This window comes from Marinobacter sp. L-46 (assembly GCF_056859535.1).
This window is the reverse complement of record NZ_JBSXOP010000048.1, coordinates 1-22,473: the sequence shown is the minus strand read 5'-3', so window position 1 is coordinate 22,473 and position 22,473 is coordinate 1. Positions and strand designations below refer to the sequence as shown.

General features: G+C 58.4%; 21 protein-coding genes and 1 pseudogene. 4 read left to right on the top strand and 18 right to left on the bottom strand.

What is annotated here, in order from left to right; translation table 11 throughout:
* Nucleotides 1-4 precede the first annotated feature (4 nt).
* Both AC13DJ_RS06245 and AC13DJ_RS06240 read right to left on the bottom strand, forming a co-directional pair.
* Nucleotides 5-965: pseudogene (locus tag AC13DJ_RS06245) on the bottom strand (quinone oxidoreductase family protein).
* A gap of 39 nt (nt 966-1,004) precedes the next feature.
* The gene (locus tag AC13DJ_RS06240) at nt 1,005-1,448 is read right to left on the bottom strand and encodes a DoxX family protein (protein ID WP_482932862.1); all 444 of its coding nucleotides are present in this window, start codon (nt 1,446-1,448) and stop codon (nt 1,005-1,007) included.
* 112 nt (nt 1,449-1,560) lie between these two features.
* On the opposite strand from AC13DJ_RS06240, the gene AC13DJ_RS06235 reads away from it, so the two are divergent.
* Entirely contained in the window at nt 1,561-2,496 is a 936-nt protein-coding gene (locus AC13DJ_RS06235; RefSeq protein WP_482932861.1) for a LysR family transcriptional regulator, read from the top strand.
* A 2-nt stretch (nt 2,497-2,498) separates the two neighbouring features.
* Nucleotides 2,499-3,425, top strand: coding sequence for a pirin family protein (locus tag AC13DJ_RS06230; RefSeq protein ID WP_482932860.1), 927 nt, complete (start codon nt 2,499-2,501; stop codon nt 3,423-3,425).
* Between the two features lie 180 nt (nt 3,426-3,605).
* Here AC13DJ_RS06230 and merA read toward each other — a convergent pair whose 3' ends face one another.
* The 4 genes from merA to merT are packed head-to-tail and all read right to left on the bottom strand — an operon-like array spanning nt 3,606 to nt 5,933.
* The gene (gene merA / locus AC13DJ_RS06225; RefSeq protein WP_206769573.1) at nt 3,606-5,060 is read right to left on the bottom strand and encodes a mercury(II) reductase; all 1,455 of its coding nucleotides are present in this window, start codon (nt 5,058-5,060) and stop codon (nt 3,606-3,608) included.
* Nucleotides 5,002-5,262, bottom strand: a complete 261-nt coding sequence (gene merF / locus AC13DJ_RS06220; RefSeq protein ID WP_482932859.1) for a mercury resistance system transport protein MerF — start codon at nt 5,260-5,262, stop codon at nt 5,002-5,004. Before merF ends, merA begins: the two co-directional genes overlap by 59 nt.
* On the bottom strand, nt 5,259-5,561 hold the full coding sequence (gene merP / locus AC13DJ_RS06215; protein ID WP_011783481.1) for a mercury resistance system periplasmic binding protein MerP: 303 nt from the start codon (nt 5,559-5,561) through the stop codon (nt 5,259-5,261). The genes merF and merP overlap by 4 nt, the downstream gene beginning before the upstream one ends.
* Nucleotides 5,562-5,576: 15 nt before the next feature.
* Nucleotides 5,577-5,933, bottom strand: coding sequence for a mercuric ion transporter MerT (merT, locus tag AC13DJ_RS06210; RefSeq protein WP_482932858.1), 357 nt, complete (start codon nt 5,931-5,933; stop codon nt 5,577-5,579).
* Nucleotides 5,934-6,006: 73 nt separating this feature from the next.
* Here merT and merR point away from each other — a divergent pair, with 73 nt between their 5' ends.
* Nucleotides 6,007-6,441 (top strand): Hg(II)-responsive transcriptional regulator, encoded by a 435-nt coding sequence (gene merR / locus AC13DJ_RS06205; RefSeq protein WP_011783479.1) that lies wholly within the window; start codon nt 6,007-6,009, stop codon nt 6,439-6,441.
* Nucleotides 6,442-6,642: 201 nt separating this feature from the next.
* On the opposite strand, the gene AC13DJ_RS06200 is transcribed toward merR, so the two are convergent.
* The 12 genes from AC13DJ_RS06200 to AC13DJ_RS06145 all read right to left on the bottom strand — a co-directional run bounded on the left by AC13DJ_RS06200 (nt 6,643) and on the right by AC13DJ_RS06145 (nt 21,234).
* On the bottom strand, nt 6,643-6,945 hold the full coding sequence (locus tag AC13DJ_RS06200; protein WP_273166626.1) for a site-specific integrase: 303 nt from the start codon (nt 6,943-6,945) through the stop codon (nt 6,643-6,645).
* Between the two features lie 203 nt (nt 6,946-7,148).
* A complete protein-coding gene (locus AC13DJ_RS06195) occupies nt 7,149-7,967 on the bottom strand; it encodes an ABC transporter ATP-binding protein (RefSeq protein ID WP_482932857.1) in 819 nt (272 codons plus the stop codon).
* A 17-nt stretch (nt 7,968-7,984) separates the two neighbouring features.
* Complete coding sequence (locus tag AC13DJ_RS06190) at nt 7,985-9,049, bottom strand: FecCD family ABC transporter permease (RefSeq protein ID WP_273166644.1); 1,065 nt, start codon at nt 9,047-9,049, stop codon at nt 7,985-7,987.
* A gap of 1 nt (nt 9,050) precedes the next feature.
* Nucleotides 9,051-10,055 (bottom strand): FecCD family ABC transporter permease, encoded by a 1,005-nt coding sequence (locus tag AC13DJ_RS06185; RefSeq protein WP_482932856.1) that lies wholly within the window; start codon nt 10,053-10,055, stop codon nt 9,051-9,053.
* A complete protein-coding gene (locus AC13DJ_RS06180) occupies nt 10,052-10,855 on the bottom strand; it encodes an ABC transporter substrate-binding protein (RefSeq protein WP_482932877.1) in 804 nt (267 codons plus the stop codon). The genes AC13DJ_RS06185 and AC13DJ_RS06180 overlap by 4 nt, the downstream gene beginning before the upstream one ends.
* Nucleotides 10,856-10,974: 119 nt before the next feature.
* Nucleotides 10,975-13,086, bottom strand: coding sequence for a TonB-dependent receptor family protein (locus tag AC13DJ_RS06175; RefSeq protein ID WP_482932855.1), 2,112 nt, complete (start codon nt 13,084-13,086; stop codon nt 10,975-10,977).
* A 100-nt stretch (nt 13,087-13,186) separates the two neighbouring features.
* Complete coding sequence (locus AC13DJ_RS06170) at nt 13,187-14,383, bottom strand: type III PLP-dependent enzyme (protein ID WP_482932854.1); 1,197 nt, start codon at nt 14,381-14,383, stop codon at nt 13,187-13,189.
* On the bottom strand, nt 14,376-16,226 hold the full coding sequence (locus AC13DJ_RS06165) for an IucA/IucC family protein (RefSeq protein ID WP_482932853.1): 1,851 nt from the start codon (nt 16,224-16,226) through the stop codon (nt 14,376-14,378). Before AC13DJ_RS06165 ends, AC13DJ_RS06170 begins: the two co-directional genes overlap by 8 nt.
* 4 nt (nt 16,227-16,230) lie before the next feature.
* Nucleotides 16,231-17,412, bottom strand: a complete 1,182-nt coding sequence (locus AC13DJ_RS06160) for an MFS transporter (protein ID WP_482932852.1) — start codon at nt 17,410-17,412, stop codon at nt 16,231-16,233.
* Nucleotides 17,409-19,205, bottom strand: coding sequence for an IucA/IucC family protein (locus AC13DJ_RS06155; RefSeq protein WP_482932851.1), 1,797 nt, complete (start codon nt 19,203-19,205; stop codon nt 17,409-17,411). Before AC13DJ_RS06155 ends, AC13DJ_RS06160 begins: the two co-directional genes overlap by 4 nt.
* Nucleotides 19,205-20,338, bottom strand: a complete 1,134-nt coding sequence (locus AC13DJ_RS06150; RefSeq protein ID WP_482932850.1) for an ATP-grasp domain-containing protein — start codon at nt 20,336-20,338, stop codon at nt 19,205-19,207. The genes AC13DJ_RS06155 and AC13DJ_RS06150 overlap by 1 nt, the downstream gene beginning before the upstream one ends.
* A 116-nt stretch (nt 20,339-20,454) precedes the next feature.
* Nucleotides 20,455-21,234: an HpcH/HpaI aldolase family protein gene (locus AC13DJ_RS06145; protein WP_482932849.1), complete on the bottom strand. Its 780-nt coding sequence runs from the start codon at nt 21,232-21,234 to the stop codon at nt 20,455-20,457.
* A 25-nt stretch (nt 21,235-21,259) separates the two neighbouring features.
* On the opposite strand from AC13DJ_RS06145, the gene AC13DJ_RS06140 reads away from it, so the two are divergent.
* Nucleotides 21,260-21,907: a hypothetical protein gene (locus AC13DJ_RS06140; protein ID WP_482932848.1), complete on the top strand. Its 648-nt coding sequence runs from the start codon at nt 21,260-21,262 to the stop codon at nt 21,905-21,907.
* The last annotated feature ends 566 nt before the right edge of the window (nt 21,908-22,473 follow it).

Below are 22,473 nucleotides of genomic sequence, written 5' to 3'. Positions count from 1 at the left end.
TGTGTCATGGGATCAGGACAACCTTTTCGGAGCCGACCTGGTCAAGCTTTTGATAGGCCGCAATAGCATTTGAAATGCGGTAGCTCGATAAACGTGCCGGGGAGCGGAATGGCATCCTCAAAGGCAGCCGCTATGTGCTCCAGCATCCTCGCGCACTCCTTCAGGCTGTACAGCAGTGAGTTGACACCTATGATGGAGCCGCCCCGGCGATAAAGGTCAAGGACCGGGGTGCTGACCAGCCCGTCTGCCGGTGCTGCAATGACTGCAACCCGACCGAACGGCGCCAAGACGTTAATCGCCGCCCCGAGCCAGTATCCTGTGGTGTCGAAGACGACCTCGGGCGAGTTCTGTTCGAATCTGTCCCGCGCCTGCTCAGCGAGCCGGTCTTCACCCTGCAACTCAAAGGCTGTGACACCCTGGCTACCCAGCTCCTGAACAACCTCTGCGCGCCTTGCACCCACTACAACACTGGCTCCCCTGGCCTGGGCCAACGCCTGAGCAGCTCTGGCGACCGCCCCGGCACCGAGAATCAGTACACGGGTGCCAGTTCCCACTTGGCTTCGCTCCAGGGCATCCCATGCGGTGATAAACGGGACGCCAATGGTGGCCGCCTGGGCAAAGGTGAGAGACTCTGGCTTGAGCGCGATGGCATTGGCAGGGACAGCCACGTACTGCGTGTGGCAGCCGTCCCGGGTAAAACCAAAGCCCTTGCCAGTGCCGCCCCAGACCGCCTTACCCAGCAGTTCTTGCGGCCCCTCCACGACAACTCCGGAAAAATCCCGACCGGGAATACGCGGCACCGTGGTGTAGGGAAAGCGTCCAAGGACATTCTTTACGTCACTGGGGTTGAGGCCCGCTGCCCGAACCTCAACAAGAACTCCCCCGGCTACCGGTACCGGCCTGGGCACGTCGCGTAACTGCAACGAATCCAGTGTGCCGGTGGATGAAAATTGCAAAGCTTGCATCATCTCAACCTCGAAAATTGGGTGTGGCTCAGTAAACCTTTACTTGCCGCTACTGAGTGCGCGATCCAGCGAAAATCTGCCGCCGCCGCTGTATGCCAGGGCGACCGATATGGCCAGCAGCGAGAGGCCAAACTCATAGCCGTTGTTACTCATGAACAACCCGTTTGAGATATGAACGGTCAGGATCGCGACGATCATGGTGAACGCCAATACAACGGCGGCTGGCCGCGTCAGCAGGCCAATCAGTAAGGCAATGCCGCCAAAGAATTCTGCGCTGCCCGCTCCAAGCGCCATCAGGAAGCCAGGCTCCAGACCAATGGAGGCCATCCACTGCCCGGTGCCTTCCAGTCCGTAGCCGCCAAAGCTACCAAACAGCTTCTGGGCCCCGTGGGCGACAAAAATGATGCCGGCGGGAATGCGCAGCGCAAGGCCGGCCAGGCTGTTGTCGGTAGACAGTACGCGATTGATAAAGGTGTTGTTCATGGTAGTTCCTCCAGATTTTGTCAGTTATCTTGATCGATGGAGCTACTATAGTTGACGTATTTTGGAACAAATAGCGGAACGATTTGACCTCACTGATCAGGATTACTGAACTATGATTTCGCCCATTACCCTGGATGCCTTGCGAACATTGGATGCCATAGAGCGCAGCCATAGCTTTGCGGCCGCTGCCGAGGAGCTGTACCGGGTTCCATCAGCGGTGTCTTACACTATCAACAAGCTGGAGGAGGACCTTGGGGTTGCCTTGTTTGACCGCAGTCGACGTAAAGCAGAGCTAACCCCGATTGGCCGTTTGGTCCTGACGCAGGGCAGGCATATCCTGAAAGCTACCGATGAGTTGACGGCGCTGGCTCGCCAGGCCGCTGACGGCTGGGAAGCGGAACTTCGGATCTGCGTTGACAGCGTGCTGAGCTGCGACCCGGTCTTTGAGCTCATTGAGGCTTTTCAAGGCATACAGCCCAGGACAGAAATACGGCTTAGCGAGGAGGTTCTTGGCGGGAGCTGGGATGCACTGAATGACGGGCGCTGTGATCTGGTGATTGGCGCGGAGGGCGCGCCGCCTGCTCAAGGGTTCGGGGTTCAGTCACTGGGGCAGGTAGTATTCGAGTTTGCGGTGGCAGCCGGTCATCCTTTGACGGAACTGCCCGCACCCTTGTCACCGAAAGCGATTCAGGATTATCCCACGGTCATCGTGGCGGACAGCTCACGACATCTATCCACTCGTTCCTCCGGGCTCCTGGATGGCCGCAGTCGCATTATCGTGCCCTCGATCGAGCGCAAAATTGAAGCGCAGTGCAAGGGGCTTGGTGTCGGCTTTCTGCCGCGTCACCGGATCACACAGGAGCTGGCTGAAGGGAAACTGGTACTTCTCCCACTGGATGTGCCACGCCCCCCCGTAGAGATATCGGTTGCTTGGCAACGCAGCAACACGGGCAAGGGGCTCAAGTGGTTCGTCGATCACCTTAATAAGATGCGGTTTGACGCCGATCGGGGCATCCTGTCGGAAAATCCCGCACAAGCAGGAGAGTAGCGATGAGCACACACTCAACCAAACCGGACGAGGCTTTTCAGCAGGACTGCGAGAAGCCTGAGGGATGCAAAGCGGTCGAGCTATTGATCGAGCCGCGCGCCGGAGATATCGGTGGTTTCATGGTCCGGAGGCTCCTCCCGACCCGACAACGGCGCATGATCGGCCCATGGGTCTTCTTTGACCACATGGGCCCGGCGGACTTCGAGGCCGGCGACGGCATCAATGTGAAGCCGCACCCCCACATCAACCTGGCAACGGTCACCTATCTTTTTGAAGGCGAGATACTGCATCGCGACTCCGTTGGCAGTTATCAGCCCATCAACCCGGGTGATGTCAATCTCATGGTTGCGGGCAAGGGAATTGCCCACTCTGAACGGGAGCGCCCGGAGGTAACCGCAACGAATCATCACCTCAACGGCCTGCAACTCTGGCTGGCCTTGCCAGAGGCCGACGAAGAGATTGATCCGGCGTTCTACCATTACCCGGATGCCCAGATTCCTCGGGTAGAAGTTGATGGTGTGATGATCCGGGTGATCATGGGTCATGCCTATGAGCAGACCTCGCCGGTCAAGGTATTTGCCAGCACGCTTTACGTGGAGGCGTTTCTCCAGGCGGGACAAACGATCCGGGTGCCAGAAGCGGAGGAGCGCGCGGTTTATGTGGTTGAGGGCGAGCTGACCGCCGGCGGAACCCGTATTACCGAGCACACCATGGGCGTGCTTTCCAGCGCCCCGGTCATTGAGTTGACGGCCACTCGTGATTCACGCGTTGCGATCATTGGCGGGGAACACCTTGGCAAGCGTTTTATCGAATGGAACTTCGTTTCCAGCCGCCGTGAGCGGATCATGCAAGCCAAGGCCGACTGGAAGGCCCAGGCCTTCCCGACTGTGGCAGGTGACGAAGAGGACTTTATTCCGTTGCCGGAATAAATTGGTTTTCGAGGGAAGCGGGCGAAGTATTTATCGTCATGGATGGGAGTCAATGCATCGAATTTCGTGACCACAGCGTGAAGCTGTATGGTTCAGAAAATTGTTCCCTGCTGGCCAGCCTGGTCGCAAAGCGAACGTTCAAATTTTGGACAGTGCTCGCGTTGACCAGAGCCGGAGCGATTAACCGGCACAGCAGGACAACTGTTTTACATCCTTGGTGAACGTTTGCGCACAGAGTTTGAGTCCTTCAACCATGGTCAGATAAGGGAACAAGTCATCGCCGATTTCCTGAACGGTCAAACCTGCTCGTAACGCCATCACTGCCGTTTGGATAATTTCACCGCCTTCCGCTGCGACAACCTGCACCCCGAGCAAACGGCCTGTGCTGCGCTCTGCTACCATTTTAATAAATCCATGGGTGTCAAAGTTTACTAGCGCACGCGGCACGTTTTCCAAGTCGAGCAGCCTGGTGTCCACGCTATAACCCCGAGCAACTGCTTCGGCTTCAGTGAGGCCAACGGTGGCGACTTGAGGATCGGTGAACATGACCCCGGGCATGGCACTGAGGTCGAGTTTGGCCTCGCCTCCCGTCATGTTGACGGCGGCTCGGCTGCCTGCGGCAGCTGCGACATAGACAAACTGCGGTTGATTGGTGCAGTCACCAGCAGCGTATATTCCGGTGACCGTGGTTTGCAGATGCTCATCCACCTGAATTGCGCCGCGTGAAGTTTCCACGCCAATGCTCGCCAGGTTCAGGGCCTCGGTATTGGGCGTTCGACCGGTCGCCACCAGTAGTTGGTCGGCTCGCAAGGTGCCGGCAGGCGTCTCGACGATAAACTCGTTGTCGCTATAGTCCACGTTGCTGGGCGTGGTCTGGCGAAGCACCTCAATCCCTTCCCGTTTAAAAGCCGCCTCTATGGCCTCTCCGATCGTAGGATCTTCGCTGGACAACACACGGCTCCGGGCTAAAACGGTAACCTTGCTGCCGAGTCTGTCGAATGCCTGAGCCAATTCCAAGGAAACGAAACCGGCACCAATCACGATCAGCCGTTTGGGAACGGTATCCAGCGCCAAGGCACTGGTTGATGTCAGGTAAGGAGTGTCTGCCAGCCCCGTTATTGGCGGCTCTGCCGGTCTGGCTCCGGTTCCAATAAAGGCGCGATCAAAATGAACCGGTTTTTCACCACCCTCAGCCAGCGTGACTACCAGGCTATTGGTATCGACAAACCGGGCCTCACCGTTCAGGACTGTGATGTCCTTGTGTTCTCGAAGTATCTTTTCGTACTTGGTGTCACGCAGCTCCTCCACTCGTGCCTGCTGTTGCTGAAGCAGTTTTGCTCGGTCTACCTGAGGAGCCTCAGCACTGATGCCCGCGTCAAACGGGCTTTCTTTTCGCAGGTGCGCGATATGTGCTGCACGAATCATAATCTTCGAGGGCACGCAGCCAACATTTACGCAGGTGCCGCCGACAGTCCCACGTTCAATCAGGGTGACGCGGGCACCGCGCTCTGTTGCCTTCAGGGCAGCCGCCATGGCGGCACCACCACTGCCGATTACCGCAATATGCAGTTTGTTGTCATTTTTCACTCGGGAAACTCCTTGGAGCTTTGAAGTTGCTCTCGTAGCTGGCGTCATAGTGCTTTTTCCGCCAGAACGCATAAACCGTCAGGCCGATGAATACCGCCAGTGCCGGAAGAAGCACATAGTCGAGATAGCCCGTCAGGGCGGCCAGTCCCACGGTGGCCATCAAAATGACCAGAATCGGTGTGAAGAAGCATAGTGCAACCAGAATAGTCCCTACTATGCCGACCCTGAGCAGGTTCTTCGGATTCTTCATTGCCCCTCCGGAGTCGCCTCTGAGGCCGTGGGAGTGGAGGGGTAACCAGCGTCGCTCGTGGCCTCGGTGAGCGCCTCTATGGAAGTGAGCGCATCGTTAAAGGTGACGACGGCTTCTCGATCAGGGTAGCTCACGGAAACTTGCGACACCCCTTCCACCTTACTTAAGGCCAACTTGACGGTGATCGGACACGCGGCACAGGTCATGTCAGGCACCGAGAGAGTTACTGTTTGAGACGCAGCCCAGGAGGACATGCTGAGCAAAGTGAGGAACATGGCAAGTACAAACTGTTTACGCATGAGAAAAATCTCCGTTTAGTAGAATAGAGGCAAAATGTAAGGGAACACTAATGCGACCAGTACCAGAGCCGTAACTACCCAAAAGATCACCTTATAGGTCTTTCGGACTTGAGGGATCGCACACGTTTCACCGGATGAGCATTGCTCTACAGGGCGATAGATTCGTCGCCAGGCAAAGAACATGGCGACGGTGGCCGCGCCAATGAACAGCGGTCGATAGGGCTCCAAAGCTGTCAGGTTGCCGATCCAGGCACCGGAAACGCCCAGAGTGATAAGTACCAATGGCCCGAGACAGCACGCCGAGGCGAGAAGTCCAGCCATGCCCCCGACAGCGAGAGAAGCACCTCCGGATTTAGATTTGAATTTCGACATGACGCTGACACCTGTTGCCCATGGACTCGATGCGATAAGGTTACTTCCGTAGTCAAGTACGGAGTCAAGCAGTATGTCGGTTAAAGCCAGTTCACTGACTATTGGCGGCTTGGCCAAGGCGGCCAATGTAAATGTCGAGACGATCCGCTATTACCAGCGGCGAGGTCTGTTGTCGGAACCCAAACGACCTCTAGGTGGTATTCGACGCTACGGTTCCGCCGATATTGATCGGCTAACATTTGTTAAAACGGCGCAGCAGCTGGGTTTCAGTCTCGACGAGGTCGGCGACCTTTTAAGGTTGGAAGATGGCACTCACTGTCAGGAAGCCAGTGCGCTCGCCGAGCACAAGCTGAAGGATGTGCGTGAAAAGATCGAAAGGCTGGTCAAAATTGAGAAGGCTCTGAGCGACATGGTCAGTCAATGCCACGCACGGCCGGACAGCATCGCGTGCCCGCTCATTGCATCTCTACATGAGGGAGACATTGGAACAAAAAGCCAAAGGGATTAGCTTCTGAACCAATCGACCTCTTGAGGCTCTACCCCGTCACTGCGGACACTACGAAAAGATAGGCAGATTTATCGAACCGAGGTGCGCGAACGTTCGCTTTTGTTTAGGCGCCTAAGATGCTCGGCATAATCCCAAGTAGGATCACCGGCTTCCTTTGAGAACCACTACCTCACCAGAGAGTCCGCGATGTTTGATCCACGACTAAACCGACTCACGTGTCTTTTTGGTTATCTCAAACCTGACGGGCTGACTGGTTTTCTGCTGAATCACTTGCGCCCGGTCCAGAACCTCTCCATTTCTGGAAATATCCCGAACCAATAACCTAACCATGTCGAAAGAACGCAGTTTGCAGTCGATCGCCATGTTGACCATCGCCAGTTCTCGGACATTCTCTGCGATTTCTAACCGAATGCGGATTGCCCAGGTCTGTTCGAGTTTTAGTGGAAACTTTTGTCCGACTAGTTTTCCCTTGTTCCAGGGTAAATGACTGGTGGAAAGTGTCATGATTCGGCCCCCTTTAGAGGATAGGTACCGAAAATCATGACTCGTTATAGAGTTTTCTGCCTGCAAGGGGAACTGGCAGACCAGGGGCGCCAAGCCTACGTTCTGACCGATAGACCAAACTTCCCATGCCGAAATTCAGCCTCTTTCGTTATAAGTATCTGCAGTAACGGGATAGAACCCGAGTGCTGGCTACGAGTTCTGAATTAAGAGGTAGCGACACAGCGAGGACGTTGCTTGGGCCGGCTTTGAGCCGATTCTGCAAATCCGGTGCAAAACGGACGACCTTCCTGCCCCGTAGTAATGCTTGTATGCACCCGAAATACCCGGTTGACGAGGGATTCAGTAATAACTTCCGCAGGGCTACCGATGGTGTCGAGTTGGCCGTCAGCCAGCACCGCAATCCGGTCCGCAAATTGCGCGGCCTGGTTGAGGTCATGAAGTGACATGACCACGGTCAGTCCTTGTTGCTGGTTTAACGTAGACAGGAGCTCCAATACTTCCAACTGGTAGCCCCAATCCAGAAACGTGGTTGGCTCGTCTAGCAACAGGATATCAGTCTCCTGCGCCAGTGCCATGGCAATCCAGACCCGCTGCTGCTGCCCTCCGGAGAGCGATTCCACCGGTCGTTCCGCAAGGTCTGATACCCCGGTCATTGCCATAGCGTCGAGGGTTACATTGTCGTCAGTGGTGAGGTTCCTCTGCCACCATTTACGGTGGGGGAAGCGACCCAGCGCAATCAAGTCCCGAACCCGGATACCATCGGGCACAATCGGCTTCTGGGGCAGCATGGCGAGCCTCAGGGCCAGTTTGCCCCGGTGCCATTGGTCAACTGGCTGATCGTCCAGGTAGACCTGACCGGACCGCGGGGGCAACAGGCCGGCGAAACTTTTCAGCAAGGTACTTTTGCCCGAGCCATTGGGGCCCAGCAGGCAGGTAATGCCACCCTCGGGAATAATCAGCGAGACGTTGTCTACAACCGTTTTGTCGCCGTAAGCCAGCGAGAGAGACTCGGTTCGTAACATGGAGAAGGGGTCCGCCTTCAGGGTTGACGCGATAATAGATACAAAAAGAAGGGTACACCAAGGACGGCGGAAACGACGCCCACGGGCACTTCATAGGGAGTGAACAGCGTTCGGCCCAGTAAATCCGCTAGTACTGCCAGCACCGCACCCAATAGTACACACAACACCAACTGGACCGGAAGGTTAGCGCCGGCCAGCCGGCGGCTGATGTGGGGGATAAGCAGGCCAATGAAGCCAACGGGCCCGACCACGCCGACCGCGCTGGCCGCCAACAGGGTGGCGATCAGCAGGGCAAAGAAACGCCATCGGTTGAGACCCAGGCCCAGGGTGCGTGAGTGTTGGTCGTCGAGTTGCATCACATTCAGTGGGCGCATGAGCAGAACCACACCGATCAGCCCAACGAGAGTCCATGGCAGCAACGTGTGCAGGTGTTGCCATTCGCTACCGTACAGCGAGCCGGCCAGCCACTGGGCCACCAGCTCGGTATGGGCGTGGCCCCAGAACGCCAGTGCGCCGGTGGTCAGCGCGTGCAGCATACCGGCGATGACCGCGCCGGTCAGCGTCATTTTCACCGGCGACAGCTGGCCATGGCGCATGCCCAGGCAATACACCGCAAGCGCCGTCACCAGTCCGCCTGCCATCGCAAACAGCGGCAGGTATTGCAGGGCAAAGGAGGTATTGCTGTACGGATTCTCACTGGACACCAGCCAGTCACCGACGATGAAGGCGATAACGGCCACCAGGCTTGCGCCGGCGGAGATGCCGAGAATACCGGCTTCGGCGAGGGGGTTGCGGCTGAGCAACTGCAACAGCCACCCCGACAGAGCAAAGTGAATACCGATAAGGGCGCCGGTCAGGGTGCGGGGTAGCCGCAGTTCGAAGACGACTCTCTGTACGTGTTGTGAGCTGTCTCCGGTGAGCCCCGCCCACACCTGGGACCAGCTCAGGTCCACCGCTCCCAGCTGGACGCCCGCGACGATGACAACAACCAGGCTGAGCCCGCCGGCCAGAAACAGCCTGGCGACAGGGCTGGCACCGGGAGGCCGGTTTGCGCGGGTTGGTGTCGTCGCCGGATTGGTCACGTTATGCGCTCCGGGTTGAGGCTCGCGAATTGAGCAGGTAGATCAGCCATGGGGCTCCGATCAGGGCGGTCAGCATACCGACGGGTAATTCCTGGGGGAAGGCCAGTTGCCTTGCCAGGATATCGGCAGCCAGCAGCAACAGTCCTCCAAACAGAGCGCTCAACGGTAGCCAGTGCTGAATCTGATCGCCCGCGAGCCGCCGGGCGATGTGTGGCGCCACCAGGCCAATAAACACGATCGGACCGGTGAAGGCGACCAGCGCGGCAGCCAGCAGCAATGCCAGTAACAGGAAAGTCAGGCGCCAGCGTCCGACGGCCAGGCCCATGGCCAGCGCCAGGTCGTCGTCCAACTGCAATACACGAAAGGGGCGCTGCATGACCAGCAGGGCACCGAGTGGCAGTAGCAGCCAGGGCAGCACCATCTGGAGCTGGAGCCAGCCCCGTCCCATCAGGCTGCCCGCCAGCCAATAGTAGAGTTCTGCCGCCTCCGCCCCGGATACCAGCAGAAGGCCGGTGGTCAGTGCCGTTGCCAGCGAGGTCACGGCGATGCCGGCGAGTACCACGCGCTCCGGCTGGAGCCTTCTTCGACCGGCGATGGCGAAGGTCAGAGCACCCCCGAGCAGGCCCCCGCCCAGCGCCATCAACGGCAGCCACATTGCGCCCGGAGAGCTCAGGGTTCGAAGTGACACCACCGCCAGGGCGGCGGACGCAATCACACCGGTCAGGCCGGGGGATGCCAGGGGGTTCCGGGTAACGCCTTGCATGACGGCCCCGGCAACCCCAAGCGCGGCACCACCAAGAATGCCGAGCAGGTTGCGGGGCAGTCGCAACTCCAGCACGGTAATGCGCGTCAGCAGGTCGCTGGTGCCATCAATGGCTGACAGCAGCTGGAGCGGCGACACCCACTGGGAACCGGCCATCAGACCAACGAGAAACAGCAGCACCAGGAACAGCAGTGTTGCCACATAGAGCGTGGAGGGGCGTGCTGTCGAAGCGCTACCGATCATGTGCCGGAGTCCGGGGCCAGCAACAGACGCTGAATGTCATCAAGCATGCGCTCCCGGGCGATGGGTCCGGCGCCCTCTTTCCAGTAGTGCGGCACTTCGTAGACCTGGCCGGTGCTTACGGCCTTGAGATAGGGCCAGATTGGATTCATTGTGAACGCCCGCTGACGACTGGTGGGTAACAGGAGAATGGTGTCTGGATTGAGTTTCAGCAGGGCCTCAAGGCTGATCCGGTAGCCCAGGGGAATGCCGCTCTCGGGATTGGGTGGCTTGCCACCAACATTGTCGAAGCCCAGGCGTTCCAGCAGCGCGGTGGGCAGAAAGTGGTCGTAGTAGACAAAGGGCGTTTCACTGCCGCTGGTCAGCAGTGCCACGGTCCCCATGGGCTTGCCGTGATTGCGCTGCGCGAGCGATTGAACGTGTTCGAGGAATCGATCGTTGAGTGCCTCCGCTTTGGCCGGCTTACCCAGCGCCTGGCCTGCCAGCTCCACCGCCCGCAGGCTGTCCTCGACCGTTATCAGGTCCAGGGCCAGGAGCGGCGCGATGGCTTCGATCTGATCACCGTCCTTCTCGGTATAGCGGCGGATGGCGATTACGAGATCTGGGCGGACCGACGACAGCACTTCCAGGTTGGGCTGGTGTCGCGGTCCGAGACCCCGCACACCGCTTAGCTGTGACGCCAGGTAGTCAGGCACCCCCTGGAGTCCGTAGTCGGTGACCGCGACCGGCGCTGTTCCCAGCGCCAGTGCGACATCCGCGCCGAAAGTCGAAATCGCCGCGGGCCGGGTTGCCGCAGCGGACAACCGCAGGGTTTCCCCGCGGTCATCCGTCAAGCGGATACCCTCATTGTCCGCCCACCCTGAAACAGGGGAAAGCAGGACAATCAGCAGGCTCGTTGCAATCCGTTTCGGTAGTGAGGCCATCAGAAGTCCAGCTGGGCCTCGAGGATGAAGCTTCGGCCCGGCTGAGGTACCCGGCCGACCGGGCTGACGTCCACGCCCCGGAAGTAGTAATCCTCATCCAGCAGGTTGTTGACCGCCAGGCCAAGGTTCAGCACACGATCACCGCCCACCGCGAAGTCGCGCCCGACCCGGGCAGTCACCAGGTGGTAATCCGGCAACTCACCGGCGCTGCCATTGCTGGTTTCTTCTTCGGTGTTGTCGGCATCGCTGTAGCTTTCGCTCACGTATACCCAGTTCACGCTGGCGTCCCAGGCCTGGTAGCTGTATACCGCATCGGCGCTGACCTTATGGGTGGGCGCGTTGGGAAGCTCGTTGCCTTCGTTATCGCCGGACAGCTGTTCGGTATCCAGGAAGGTGTAACCCAGGCCCAGTTCCCACTGGCTGTTGAGGTTCCAGCGGTTTGCCAGTTCAATACCCTGGAGACGGGTCTCTCCCAGGTTCTCGAAACGACTGGTCGAACGGTTGAGCTGAATCTGATCCTCGTAGTCGATGCGGAACAACGTGGCGGATGAGAACAGGTCCGGTGTGACCTGCAGGCGTGCACCCAGCTCATGGTTCCAGGCGGTTTCATTGGCCACTGCACCTTCACGGGTGGTCTGGGCAATCTGGACTGGCACCAGGGAACGCTGGCTGTTGGCAAAAACAAACAGATCATCAGACGCCTGGTAGCCGACGGTCAGGCCCGGCAGCAGCTCCTCCGCGTTGTTTTCCTCGGTGTTGCCACTGAGGTTGTCGCGGAAATCCATATCAACGTCTTCATAACGCAGGCCCGGCGTTACCGTCAGGCGATCATCCAGGAAGGACACGGTATCACTGACGTAGAAGGCCGCGGCTCGGGTGTCCAGGTGCCAGTCACGTGCCACGGAACGGTTACCGGAGGAAAGTTCCAGTCGGTTGACATCAAACTCCACATCCTCGCTGACAAATCGCGCGCCCAGGGTAATGTCATGGCGGCCATAACGAATCGCGAACCGGGGCTCGGTGCCCAGTACCGTGAACAAACGTGGTGAATCCGCGACGTGGGTCGAATCCAGGCCCGGGTCCGCCCAGTGGCCAGTGCCGCTGAGGTTCTGGCCGAAGAAGAAGGTGCGGTCGGCATCGTGCACGAAATTGCGCCACTGGAATTCCATATTGTCGGCCGGCGTGTAGGTCCAGGTGAAGGTGGCGCGGCTCATGTCCGCTTCGTAGCCGTCGTAGGGACGCTGGCTCTGGGTGCGATCCTGCTCATAGGCTTGTGGCGTCAGGGCGCCGGGCAGTTCGGCATCGACACGGTAGTACTGCAGCTGCGACGCCAGTTCATGCTGGTCGTTCAGGTAATAACGGGCATCCAGGATCAGGTTATCCACTTCGGTATCGGAGTGGTCACGAAAGCCGTCGCCGCGCTGGACATTAGCCTGGAACTGCAGGTCGAGCTTGTCAGTGGCCCGGCCACCGACCCGGTAATAGGTGTCGGTAAAGACGTTGCCGGTCTCCTCCGCAATGGTTACCCGCTCACGAAGGGTCTGGGAGGTTTCCGCCGGAATCGGCTTGGTAACGAAGTTCACCACGCCACCCACGTTGTTAGGCCCGTAATGAACCGAGGCGCCGCCCCGGACAATATCCACGACTTCCAGGCTCGGAAGGGTAACGGGGAAGAGCGACACGCCGACGTTGCTGTAGGGCCCGATGGCAATCGGGTAACCGTCCAGCAGAATCTGAAGCCGTTCACTGCGAAGTGGGTTCAGACCACGCACGCCGATGTTGGGCAGGATGCCCGTACCCGTCTCGTCCAGCACGGTGACACCAGGTACCGGGCGCAGGGCGTCTTCCAGGTTCAGAGCGCCGGTCTCCTGAAGCTCCTCTTCCTCCACCACCGTGCGGGCTCCCGTGTAGGTTCTTTCGGACGCCTCCGTCGGCGGTCCCAGCCAGTCTGCGGTGACGTTCAGGCCCGGAAGCAGGGCGGCAGCCTCAGCCTGCTCCTGTGCCAGGGCGCCGGGTGAAATGCCCATGGCCAGCAGGGACACGGGGAGCATGGCGATGGCTACGGACAAAGGATGGCGCTTAAGTGGTGTTGAAACTTCAGACTTCGACATTGTATTTTCCAGCACGTGTTAAATTTTAGCGCACATTCTACTGATAATAATTCGCATTACAATAACGACAGATTATTCCACCGGGCAATCCGCTGTCCGGTTACTCGATGAAAACTTCGTTTGGGTGGGGATGCATCAGGAAAGCCTGATGGGAAATATTCCAGGCGTAGGCCCCGGCGTGGTGAAAGACCACCAGATCGCCAATCCCGAGCGAGTCGACCTCAACCCGGCGGGCAAAGACATCCTTGGGTGTGCACAGCTGGCCAACCAGGGTGACAGGGTTGCCTTTGACGCCGGGTGATTCGACGGTTGTCTCGGAGGCAGGCAATACCTCAAATGGATGATTGTGCGCCTGCGCCGCAGGGGTCCGGAAGTGGTGTGTCCCACCCCGGCAAATTGCAAACCATTCGTCGCCACAGCGTTTGACATCCAGGACTTCGCCAACATAGAAGCCGCAGGGGGCGGTGATGAAACGGCCACATTCGAACCGTATGTTCCAGGCCCGATCCGAGTGAATTTGAAGCAGCTCGTCCAGACCGGCACAAAACCCGGGCCAGTCAAATTGCTGATGGGGCTGTGTATAGTTGATCCCGATTCCGCCGCCGACATTGATCTCGGCAAGATCCAGGTCGTACGTCGCTTCCCAGGCGCGAACCGACTCCAGGTAGTGCCTTATCAACGCAAGATGACGTTTCTCGTCGAGCTGGTGTGACATCAGGTGAAAGTGAAAGCCGCGCAGCCTGACCCGGTTCTGCTTCGCTAGCAATGCCAGGGCGTCTGGTATACAGGCTTCCTCCATGCCAAACGGCGTGGGCACGCCGCCCATGGTAAGCCGTGTAGAGGGTGTGTCGGCCAGTTCGAGATTGATGCGCAGCAGAATGTCCTGATGGGTCTGTTTTCGGTCGGCGATGTCACACAGGCGTCGTAATTCCAGCAGGCTTTCCACGTGGATCCGTTCAACCTTCTGATCAATAGCCTTTTCGAGGTCCGATGCCAGTTTGCCGGGGCCGCCAAAAATTACCGGCGTGGTCGGGAAATGACGACGCACCCAGTCCAGTTCTCCACCCGAGGCTACTTCAAAGCCTCGTACAAAGGGGGCCAAGGCGCCGAGCACCGGCAATGCCGGATTCGCCTTGGCGGCATAAAACATGTCACAGCCGGCCGGCAAGCACTCGACAATGCTTTTTATCCGGTTGCGGAGTCCGGGCAGGTCATACACATAGGCGCACAGCGGGTCGCTTTCCCGGCGCTTGAGCGCGTGGATGGCCTGCTGAACGGAGGCAGGTACGTCAGGCATGGCACAGCTCCTCCATGGTCTCCACGGTGAAAGGCATCGTCAGCGCCAGCGGGTTGGGTACCCGGGTGTACTGTGACTCACGGTCCGGGCGCTTGAACAGGCGAGTCATCAGGTTACTTTTGTTGGGAATCGGGTCGCCCTCCAGAAGTCTTCCGAGAACATCCGTGGCCCATGGGTCGTCGGTCTCTTCCAGCCAGTCGCGCACGACTCCGGCGAGTGCCTGCCATAATCGGCGTTCAATAGACTCGTCTCCTCCGCCGAGGCAGGCGACGGCCTGGAACAGGTGATTGATCAACAGGCAGTATGCGATCCGTTTCCAGGCTTTGTCCTGACTGTAATGAACCGACGCCAGTGTTTGTTCATCGAGGGTATCCGGCAGTTGTCCCGACCATCGGCCGGGCACGAGCTTCGTTCCCTCCAGGTCACGAACAAAAACCTGGACGGGATACCCCTTCCGAATGCCCACAACCACGTTTTGAAGGTGTGGTTCAAAGACCACGCCATGATGGAACAGCGACTCGAAGATCGGTGGGATCAGCAAGGCGAGGTACTGCTCGAACCACGCCAGCCTGGCCTCCAAAACGGTGAGCCGTTCTGCAAGGCCCATGGTATCGGCAGCTTCGATGGCTGGGCAGCGGCCGAAACGGTCTTCGCTGAAGAGCGCTGCGGCCAGCAAAGGTGTGACACCAGGTTCGAGGTACGGTTCGATACTGTCTCGCATAATGACGCCGAATCCCTCTGCTATGGTGCGGCGATCAGGCTCTGGGTGATCGGTAAAATCAACCGTCTGGTAGCCGGGCTCATACAGCAGCCTGAACCCGCGCCAACGGGCCAGTGACGGGGCAAGGTAGGTCTTGAGTGCGGCGGAGAGGGCCACAGCACTCTCCAATTCGTAGACCGCGTTTTTCCGGATGCAGTTGGTCAGTCGGACATGGGTTGAAAACTTGAGGAAGTAGGGGTTGCCGGGCTGGTACAGCGTGCGAACCGATGCGGTCGGGTAGAAACGTTGACCGGCCTGGCCCAGGGGCAGGATGCGCCCGGAACGGATAGCGCTGCGGATGACGGGCAGGCGCATAAGGTAGCGTGCCTGCCAGGGGTGCACAGGAACCGCGACCCAACCGTCGGGGGCATCCAGCCCGATGTCCGGGCCGGACGCGGAAACGGGCCCGGCAATGTCACCTCGGGTGCGAAGATCGTCCGGATGGACAGCGAAATATGAGAGAGCGAACCCCGCGCCCATTTCCGGTGAGTACTGCAGGATGTCTTCCTGGTCGAACCCTTCCCTGGACTTTGGTGCCGGGTGGTAACGGTGCCCGAAACTCAGGGATTGTTCAGACCAGCGGAAAGCCTCCAGGCCCTGTCCCCAATCGGTGGGCACGCGGCTGTAGGCAAGAATGCTGCGCATGACGTTGCGGCTGAGAAGAATCTGCCGGTAGAGCTCGCCGTTGAAGGGTTCATTGAAGCGCCGTGCCATTTGATGGAGCAGGATCCGGCCCAATTGTTCCAGCCCCAGGACCCGCCAGCCCCTGAGCGCGGATTTGTGATACGGCGCGGACAGGTAGCGGTAGTTGCAGGTCTGCGAGTCTCCCGCCACCAGAACCAGCAGAACATCTTCGGATTCCGGGAATGCGATCTGTAGCACGCTCACTGGTTCCAGGGCCAGGCGGACCCGGAGTCCCTGCGGCCAGGATCGGCTGCCTTCACCACGATGAACCGCCAGCTCTCCAGACGGTTGGGCCAAATCCCGGCAGTAGCAGTTCAGCAGGGCCTCCATGCTGGCTTGATCGGCCAGAAAGTCGCAGTGCTGATCCCTGAAATAATGATGCGAGGCTGTCATTGCCATGGCTTTACTCCTTGTCTAGGTGTTCTTGATGTTCAGTGGCGGGAGAGCGGGATCGGTAGACGCTCAGAGTGATAGTAAGAAGTGTTACACCGGCGCCCAGCCAGAACGGCGCCGTCTGGTTGCTCATCCCCGTGGCAACACCCGCGAGAACCCCCGCGGCGACACCGGCCCATTTGCCAGCGCTGTCGAGGGCGCCAAAACTCTGGCCAGCGTTTTCTATCCGTGTGAGGCGTGCGGTTTCGGCATTAAGGGCAAAAAGACAGGTTGTCATGCCCAGCCCCATGATCCATCGTCCGGCGAGAATGGCGGCCATTGTTCCGGCCGTCGCCTGAATAACATAGGACAGTGCGAACAGTGTCAGGCCCGCGGGCAAAGTCCACGGGTTACCGAAAAACACGCTTCGTCGCAGTGGGCTGATTAGAATAATCAGGTAGATGGCATGAGGGAGGCTGTAGAGAACTCCGGCCATAGCGGCAGTACTGTCCGTTCGTTCCTGGGTCCAGGGAATGAAGTAGGGAAAGCTGGCCACCAGTGCGAAATTGAAACCGAAGCAAAGCAACCGCAACCGCAGCCAACTGGCGGATGTCGAAACCCCTTCACGTGAATGTTTCTGGCCACCAGGCTCACCCGAAACCGAATCTGGCGGGGCGAGCTTCCATACCAGCAGTGCCGACAGAAGAGGCAGGATGGCCATGTAGAGGTACAGGCGCTGGGCTGGGACCCAGGTCATGAAAAAACCGAAAAGGATGGGCGCCAGTATCATGGCCGACCTGGCCGAGCCCTGCATCCAGTTGAGTGACTGGGCCAGGTTATGACCGCGAGCAATGGTGGAGAGGTACGCGCTCGATGCGGCAAAGGTTCCACCCAGAAAGCCCTGAACCATCAGTGCCATGGCAAAGGTAACCACGCCCGGCGCCAATCCGGCGATTACGAAGGCCACGGCCAGACCAATCTGGGCCCGCAGCAGCGACCAGCGGCGGCCGAAACGGTCCGCTATTCTTCCCCAGAATGGCGCCGCCAGAGCTGTGCAAACCGTCGGGATAATATAGAACCACCCCACCCAAACGGTGTGTTCAACGGCAAATGTGTCGGTCAGGATCAGCCCAAAAAATGGTGGCATCCCCAGCGCCACCAAGGCCGCGGTAAAGTGGCTGAGCAGGACCACCGGCAGAACAGACTGACTCATGATCCGTTCCTGAGAAAGTTCGGGGCCAGCTTGCCATAGAATTTATTGATGTCGGCGGCGCCTGTGCGAGACTTGCTTTCCAGGCTTCCGGCCCTGAGCAGGTATTTGGTGTAAAGCTGGCTATCCTCCAGCAGCACCTTGCGGGCCGGTTGCGTATCGACGCCCTGGTCGTCAAGTTGGTCGAGTACGCTGACGGTCTCCTCACGAAGCACCTGATACCAGTGAGTCCTTGATCCGAGATCCCTTGCGGCCAGGCCCTCAAGAATAACGGCCAGGTTCAGTTGCAGGATAATGGTGGTAAACATCTGGGCCAGGGGTGTTTCATCGTCGACCAGAATGCGTTGGTCCCGGAGTTGCCCCACTGCTGACCCCATGGACGGCATCTGTCGGCACAGCCTGTCTGGCCACAACCGGGGTGCGTCGTTATCCTTGAACAGCAGTTGCATTGGCCGCCCCGGCGTCAGCAGCACCATGGAGTTCTGCTGATTGGACTCCAGCGCAATGCCGTAGACCAGCCAGAGTCGAAGATGCACCTTCAGCGTCAGGGCGGCGTACTGGCGCACCCATTGTGTGAGGTCGCCGTTATTGAACTCGTCCGCCATCATCTGGGCAACGCAGCGACCGTCAGGGTTGTCGGCTAACAGGGAGGCAACCGGCACGATCTGCTGCTGGTCGGAAAACCCGCAAAACCGGCGCACAATACAGCCCAGCCAGGGCAGATCGCCAACGTGCAGGCCTGAGGATTCGTCGGTTACAGAAAAGGTCCCTTTAAGGACCGGGTCCTTGCCGGATATCTCCTGCAGGATTTGCTGAACCGTATGACCATCATAAAGTGTGCTCGGTTTGACCGTTCGAATGTTCCGGTTGCCCAGTGTGCGAATGGTCAAGGGCACTTTCACGTGGACCTCCGGCGCTGCCTCAAGCTGGAGGGTTCGTACCGACAGTGTTGGCTGAACCCAAAGCGCAGGCGCTGGCGCACGTATAACCCTGGCACCGATGTCTGTGGTCGACAGATACTCACTCAACGCGGTGTCCCAGAGATGAGGGTGTACCGGCAAGAGCTGGTAGCTGTCGGCAAGCCGGTTATCCAGCCCTACCTCGCCGAAATCCGGCCAACAACCCGGGAGCTCCCCCATCGAAGTGATTTCCGAGCCGGGGACGGCAAGCCACCTTAACTGGAAACGCGGGGCAAATTCAGGCGCGTAGGCTATCAGTGCTGCCTTATCAAAACCACTCTTGGCGCGGGCACTGGGATAAAACGGGTGATCGAGGAAGGCCGCGAGACGATCGAAGTAGAGCATGCGTTGGGCGAGTCGGGGAAAATCCTTCCAGCTGTGGCCCTGACGGCAGATTTCATCAAACCACCGGGATCGCTCCGCCCGGCAGAGGGTGTCGTGGACCTCCGCTGTTCTGCACTCATCGGCATACACCTGTAACGGGTTCGTGGAATCGTCTTGTTCATCCGCACTTAGGCAGGCGAGGACCTGTTCATAGTGATCTACCTCCGACACGCTCGCGGTGTGATCCGCGGGCTGCCAGATGAGCTTGTCGCCACTCCACTGCCAACGCTGCATGAAGCTTGCCGGATTGACCGGCAGCCACAGGAGGCCTTGCGCCAGCGTCCACCGTAACCAGGTCGCCGGTGTTCCCGGGGAGCCGGGCACGCTGTCCACCCCAACTACCTGAGCATCACTCTGACAGCCGGCCACGTCTTCGCGGACCAGGGCATTGATCAGTCTTCGTGTTAAATATTGCCCGGGATCTGCCAAAGGCCGGGCGGTGTTCCTGCTCATCAGCCTATCTCCCACTCTGCTTCAAGATCGGTGGCCCATTCGGCCAACGTATTCTTCACCCGGGAGGGATCGCTCGAAAACAACCGCAACACACCCAGGTAGTCCTTGTTTGAGTGGGTCAACCGGACGTCATCACCCACTTCCCTCAACGGCTCAAACTCGGCAATGCCGTCACCGCACGGCTCCCTGCGTTCAGGAGCTGAACGGCGAACCCGTCCGCTGGTAGAGGCACTGAGATAGCGTATCTGCGCCGTCTGGGTGGGAGGGGATAATTCAAGAGGGTTGCCAACATGGGCCTGAAGGATGGCATGGAACAGTCCATGATTCGTCATGCGGTCAAGCAGGAATTCGCGGCCATCCCCCACCGTTCGGTAATTGATCTCGATAAGTCTTGGCCCATTGTCGGTTATCACAAATTCGGAATGGCAGGAGCCAAGGCCCACACCGAAGTGCCTTACCTGCCTGAACATTTCCTGCAGGTGAGGACTGTCCGGCTGGTTGGGCACCCACGCCGCTTCAAGTTCGACGAAATGGGGAGGCTCGGAAAGCCGCACTTCGAATCCTCCGAGCGCAATCAGGCTGTTCCCGTCGCCAATGGTCTCCAGAGTGTGAACAGGGCCTGACAGAAACTCTTCCAGCAGCAAGGGTTGCCCGGGTTGTTCCTGCCAGAACTGGTCACAGAACGATTGTAGTTGCCCAGCGTTGTCGAGGCGCCTGACGTTGAGGCTGGCAACCCCTTCCCGGGGCTTGGCAATGCATGGGTAGGGGACGTCATCCTTCAGTTGAGCCAGTGATGCCTGGTCACACACTGTTCGGAACCAGCATACGTCGACATCAATGTTTTTCAGGTGCTGGCGCATGGCGGCCTTGTTTTTGGCCCTGTAACAGGTGCGCCAGTCTTTTCCGGGTAAGCCCAGGTATGCGGCAGTCAGGGCGGTCACCGTCTGCAGGTGATCGCTGTTGGAGAACACGCCCAGGGGCGTCGGGAGTTCTGAAAGAAGATCGATAACAGACAGGGGATTGAAGACATCACACTGGAGAATCTGATCCGGATAGGCGGGAAGATCTGGTTGACTGAAATACTGGTGATGAGTCGCTGCCTGGTCTGTCAGCAGGATTACTTTCAACCCCATCGACTTGGCGGCTGGCAGAAATCCCCGATTCACGGCTGGCGTTGGAACATGAGCAAGAAAAAGAACGGTATCGCGCATTGGAAAACTCTTGTCAGACTTGAATAAGAATGGTTGCCTCAGGACGAGCTCGGCTCGGTACGGCAGGTCGCAAGGTGAGACTTGAGATACTTGAAGAGCAGACTGCGGTCTTCTCCCAACAGAAAGGCTTTTGCTCCCCACTCCCGCCATTCTGTTAGTTGTCCAGGGCTTCGGGGCAAAGCGCAAAATTCCACCGGACGCCCGCGGCAACTCGCTGCCAGTTCCGCGATGGCGTGATTGACAGACGAATGGAACGGGTCACCCGGGCAGCCCAGTGATTGCGACAGATCGACCGCTCCCGGCAGAACCCAGTCGACGCCGGCAACATCGAGGATGGCTTCGCGGTTCTTGATGCCTTCCTGATCCTCAATCATGAGCACGATGAGGACTTCCCGGTTTGCCTGGCGGAGGTACTCTTTCAGAGGGAGGGTGCCGAAACCGGTTGTCCGCCCACCGGTAATGCCACGCTGGCCGGCCGGTGCATAGCGGGCCATCTGAACAACCTCCTGCGCCTCTGCGGCGTTACGGACGCGCGGCACAACGATGCCCTGGGCTCCGCTGTCCAGGGCACGGGTAATCGCTGCGCGATCAATCCCCGGTACCCGCACCAGAGGGGTGACGGAGGCACACTCGGCGGCGCGGATCATATGTTCCAGGGACTCTGGATTGGTGGACATGTGTTCCGTGTCCAGGATGACATAGTCATAGCCGGCATGGCCGATCATCTCGATCATCCAGGGCGTTGGTACTGCGTTCAGGAGTCCAAAGGCGGGTAAGCCATCGGTGATCAATTGACGCGTGCGGTTAATCGTAAGCATTGGCGGCAACCCTCATTAAACGATAATGATTCGCAAAAGCATTAGACATTATTTTGCATTTTCTATCAAGCGTAAACCTACGCCCACGCATCATGGGCTGTTGGTGGCCAGCCTCTATATGAAGCTGACCAACTGCTGGGAAGGGGTGCTCACCGGTAAATCTTCCAATTTTGGCGGTAGTTGCGGTCGGGGCGAGGCCGCGGGGTATGGCGTGGTCTATTTTCTTGCGACTATGTTGAAAGCCCACGATCAGGCGCTGAAGGGGCTATCGGTGATGATCACCGGTTCTGCCAATGTTGCTCTGCATGCAGGGGAAAAGGTAATCGAATTGGGCGCGAAGATAATAACGCTCTCCGATTCAGGCGGTTCCCTTGTCTTCGGTGATGGTCTGACTGAGGGCGACCTGGAAGCGATCAAACAGCTGAAGCACGTCGACAGGCAATCACTGGAACAGTCGTCCTGCGGGAAGTTCCACCAGGATCATAAGCACTGGGCCGTTGCAAAAGCCGAGGTTTTGCTTCCCTGTGTCACTCGGAACGAGGTGAATGACGACGCCCATCCAAGCAGGGACAGGCGAAATGCAAACATCCCTTTTTCAATTGCACCGCTATTGAGAGTTTTCAGTACGTGGGTACTTTGCCAGCTCTTCCCAGGGTGCCAAGCCTTCCATTGAATCTTGGGCGGGCCAATGTTCGCTTTTGTTTAAAGGCGTGCCTTTTGAGCTCGCGGTATTCTGGAACGTGCCTCACCAAAACCTGTACGTTCACGCCAGACTATAGTTGCATCATTATTAACAGCGGGTTAGCTCAGTAGTGGAAGATTTATGCTTCAAAATATGGAAAAGTTATGGGTAAAACCACAAGATTCCTTAGAAAGCCTTAAAAGCACGATACGCCACTGACCAAGCCAAACGGCCTGCTGTCGGTTTTTCTGCGTTTGTTTTCCTTGTACTTTCGCCCCCAATCATCCTGCCTGGGCTGCCGGGCGCACAGCGTCACCCGACATCCACCTGACTCTTATTGGATTGCTTCCAGTAAATACTCGGATAACTTCATGTAACTGTACTCGACCTTCGCGTAGGCCCTGGCTGGCGCGGGCCGAGTTATTGTCAAATCTGGTGTATGACCATCAGGCAGCGTTCCTGCCAGATTGATCTTCCACCTGTATTCCATCCTGAAACTGCACGTTGTCCACGACCAGCTTCAGTTGGTCAAACCCCTTGATTCGCTTCCAGCGTTT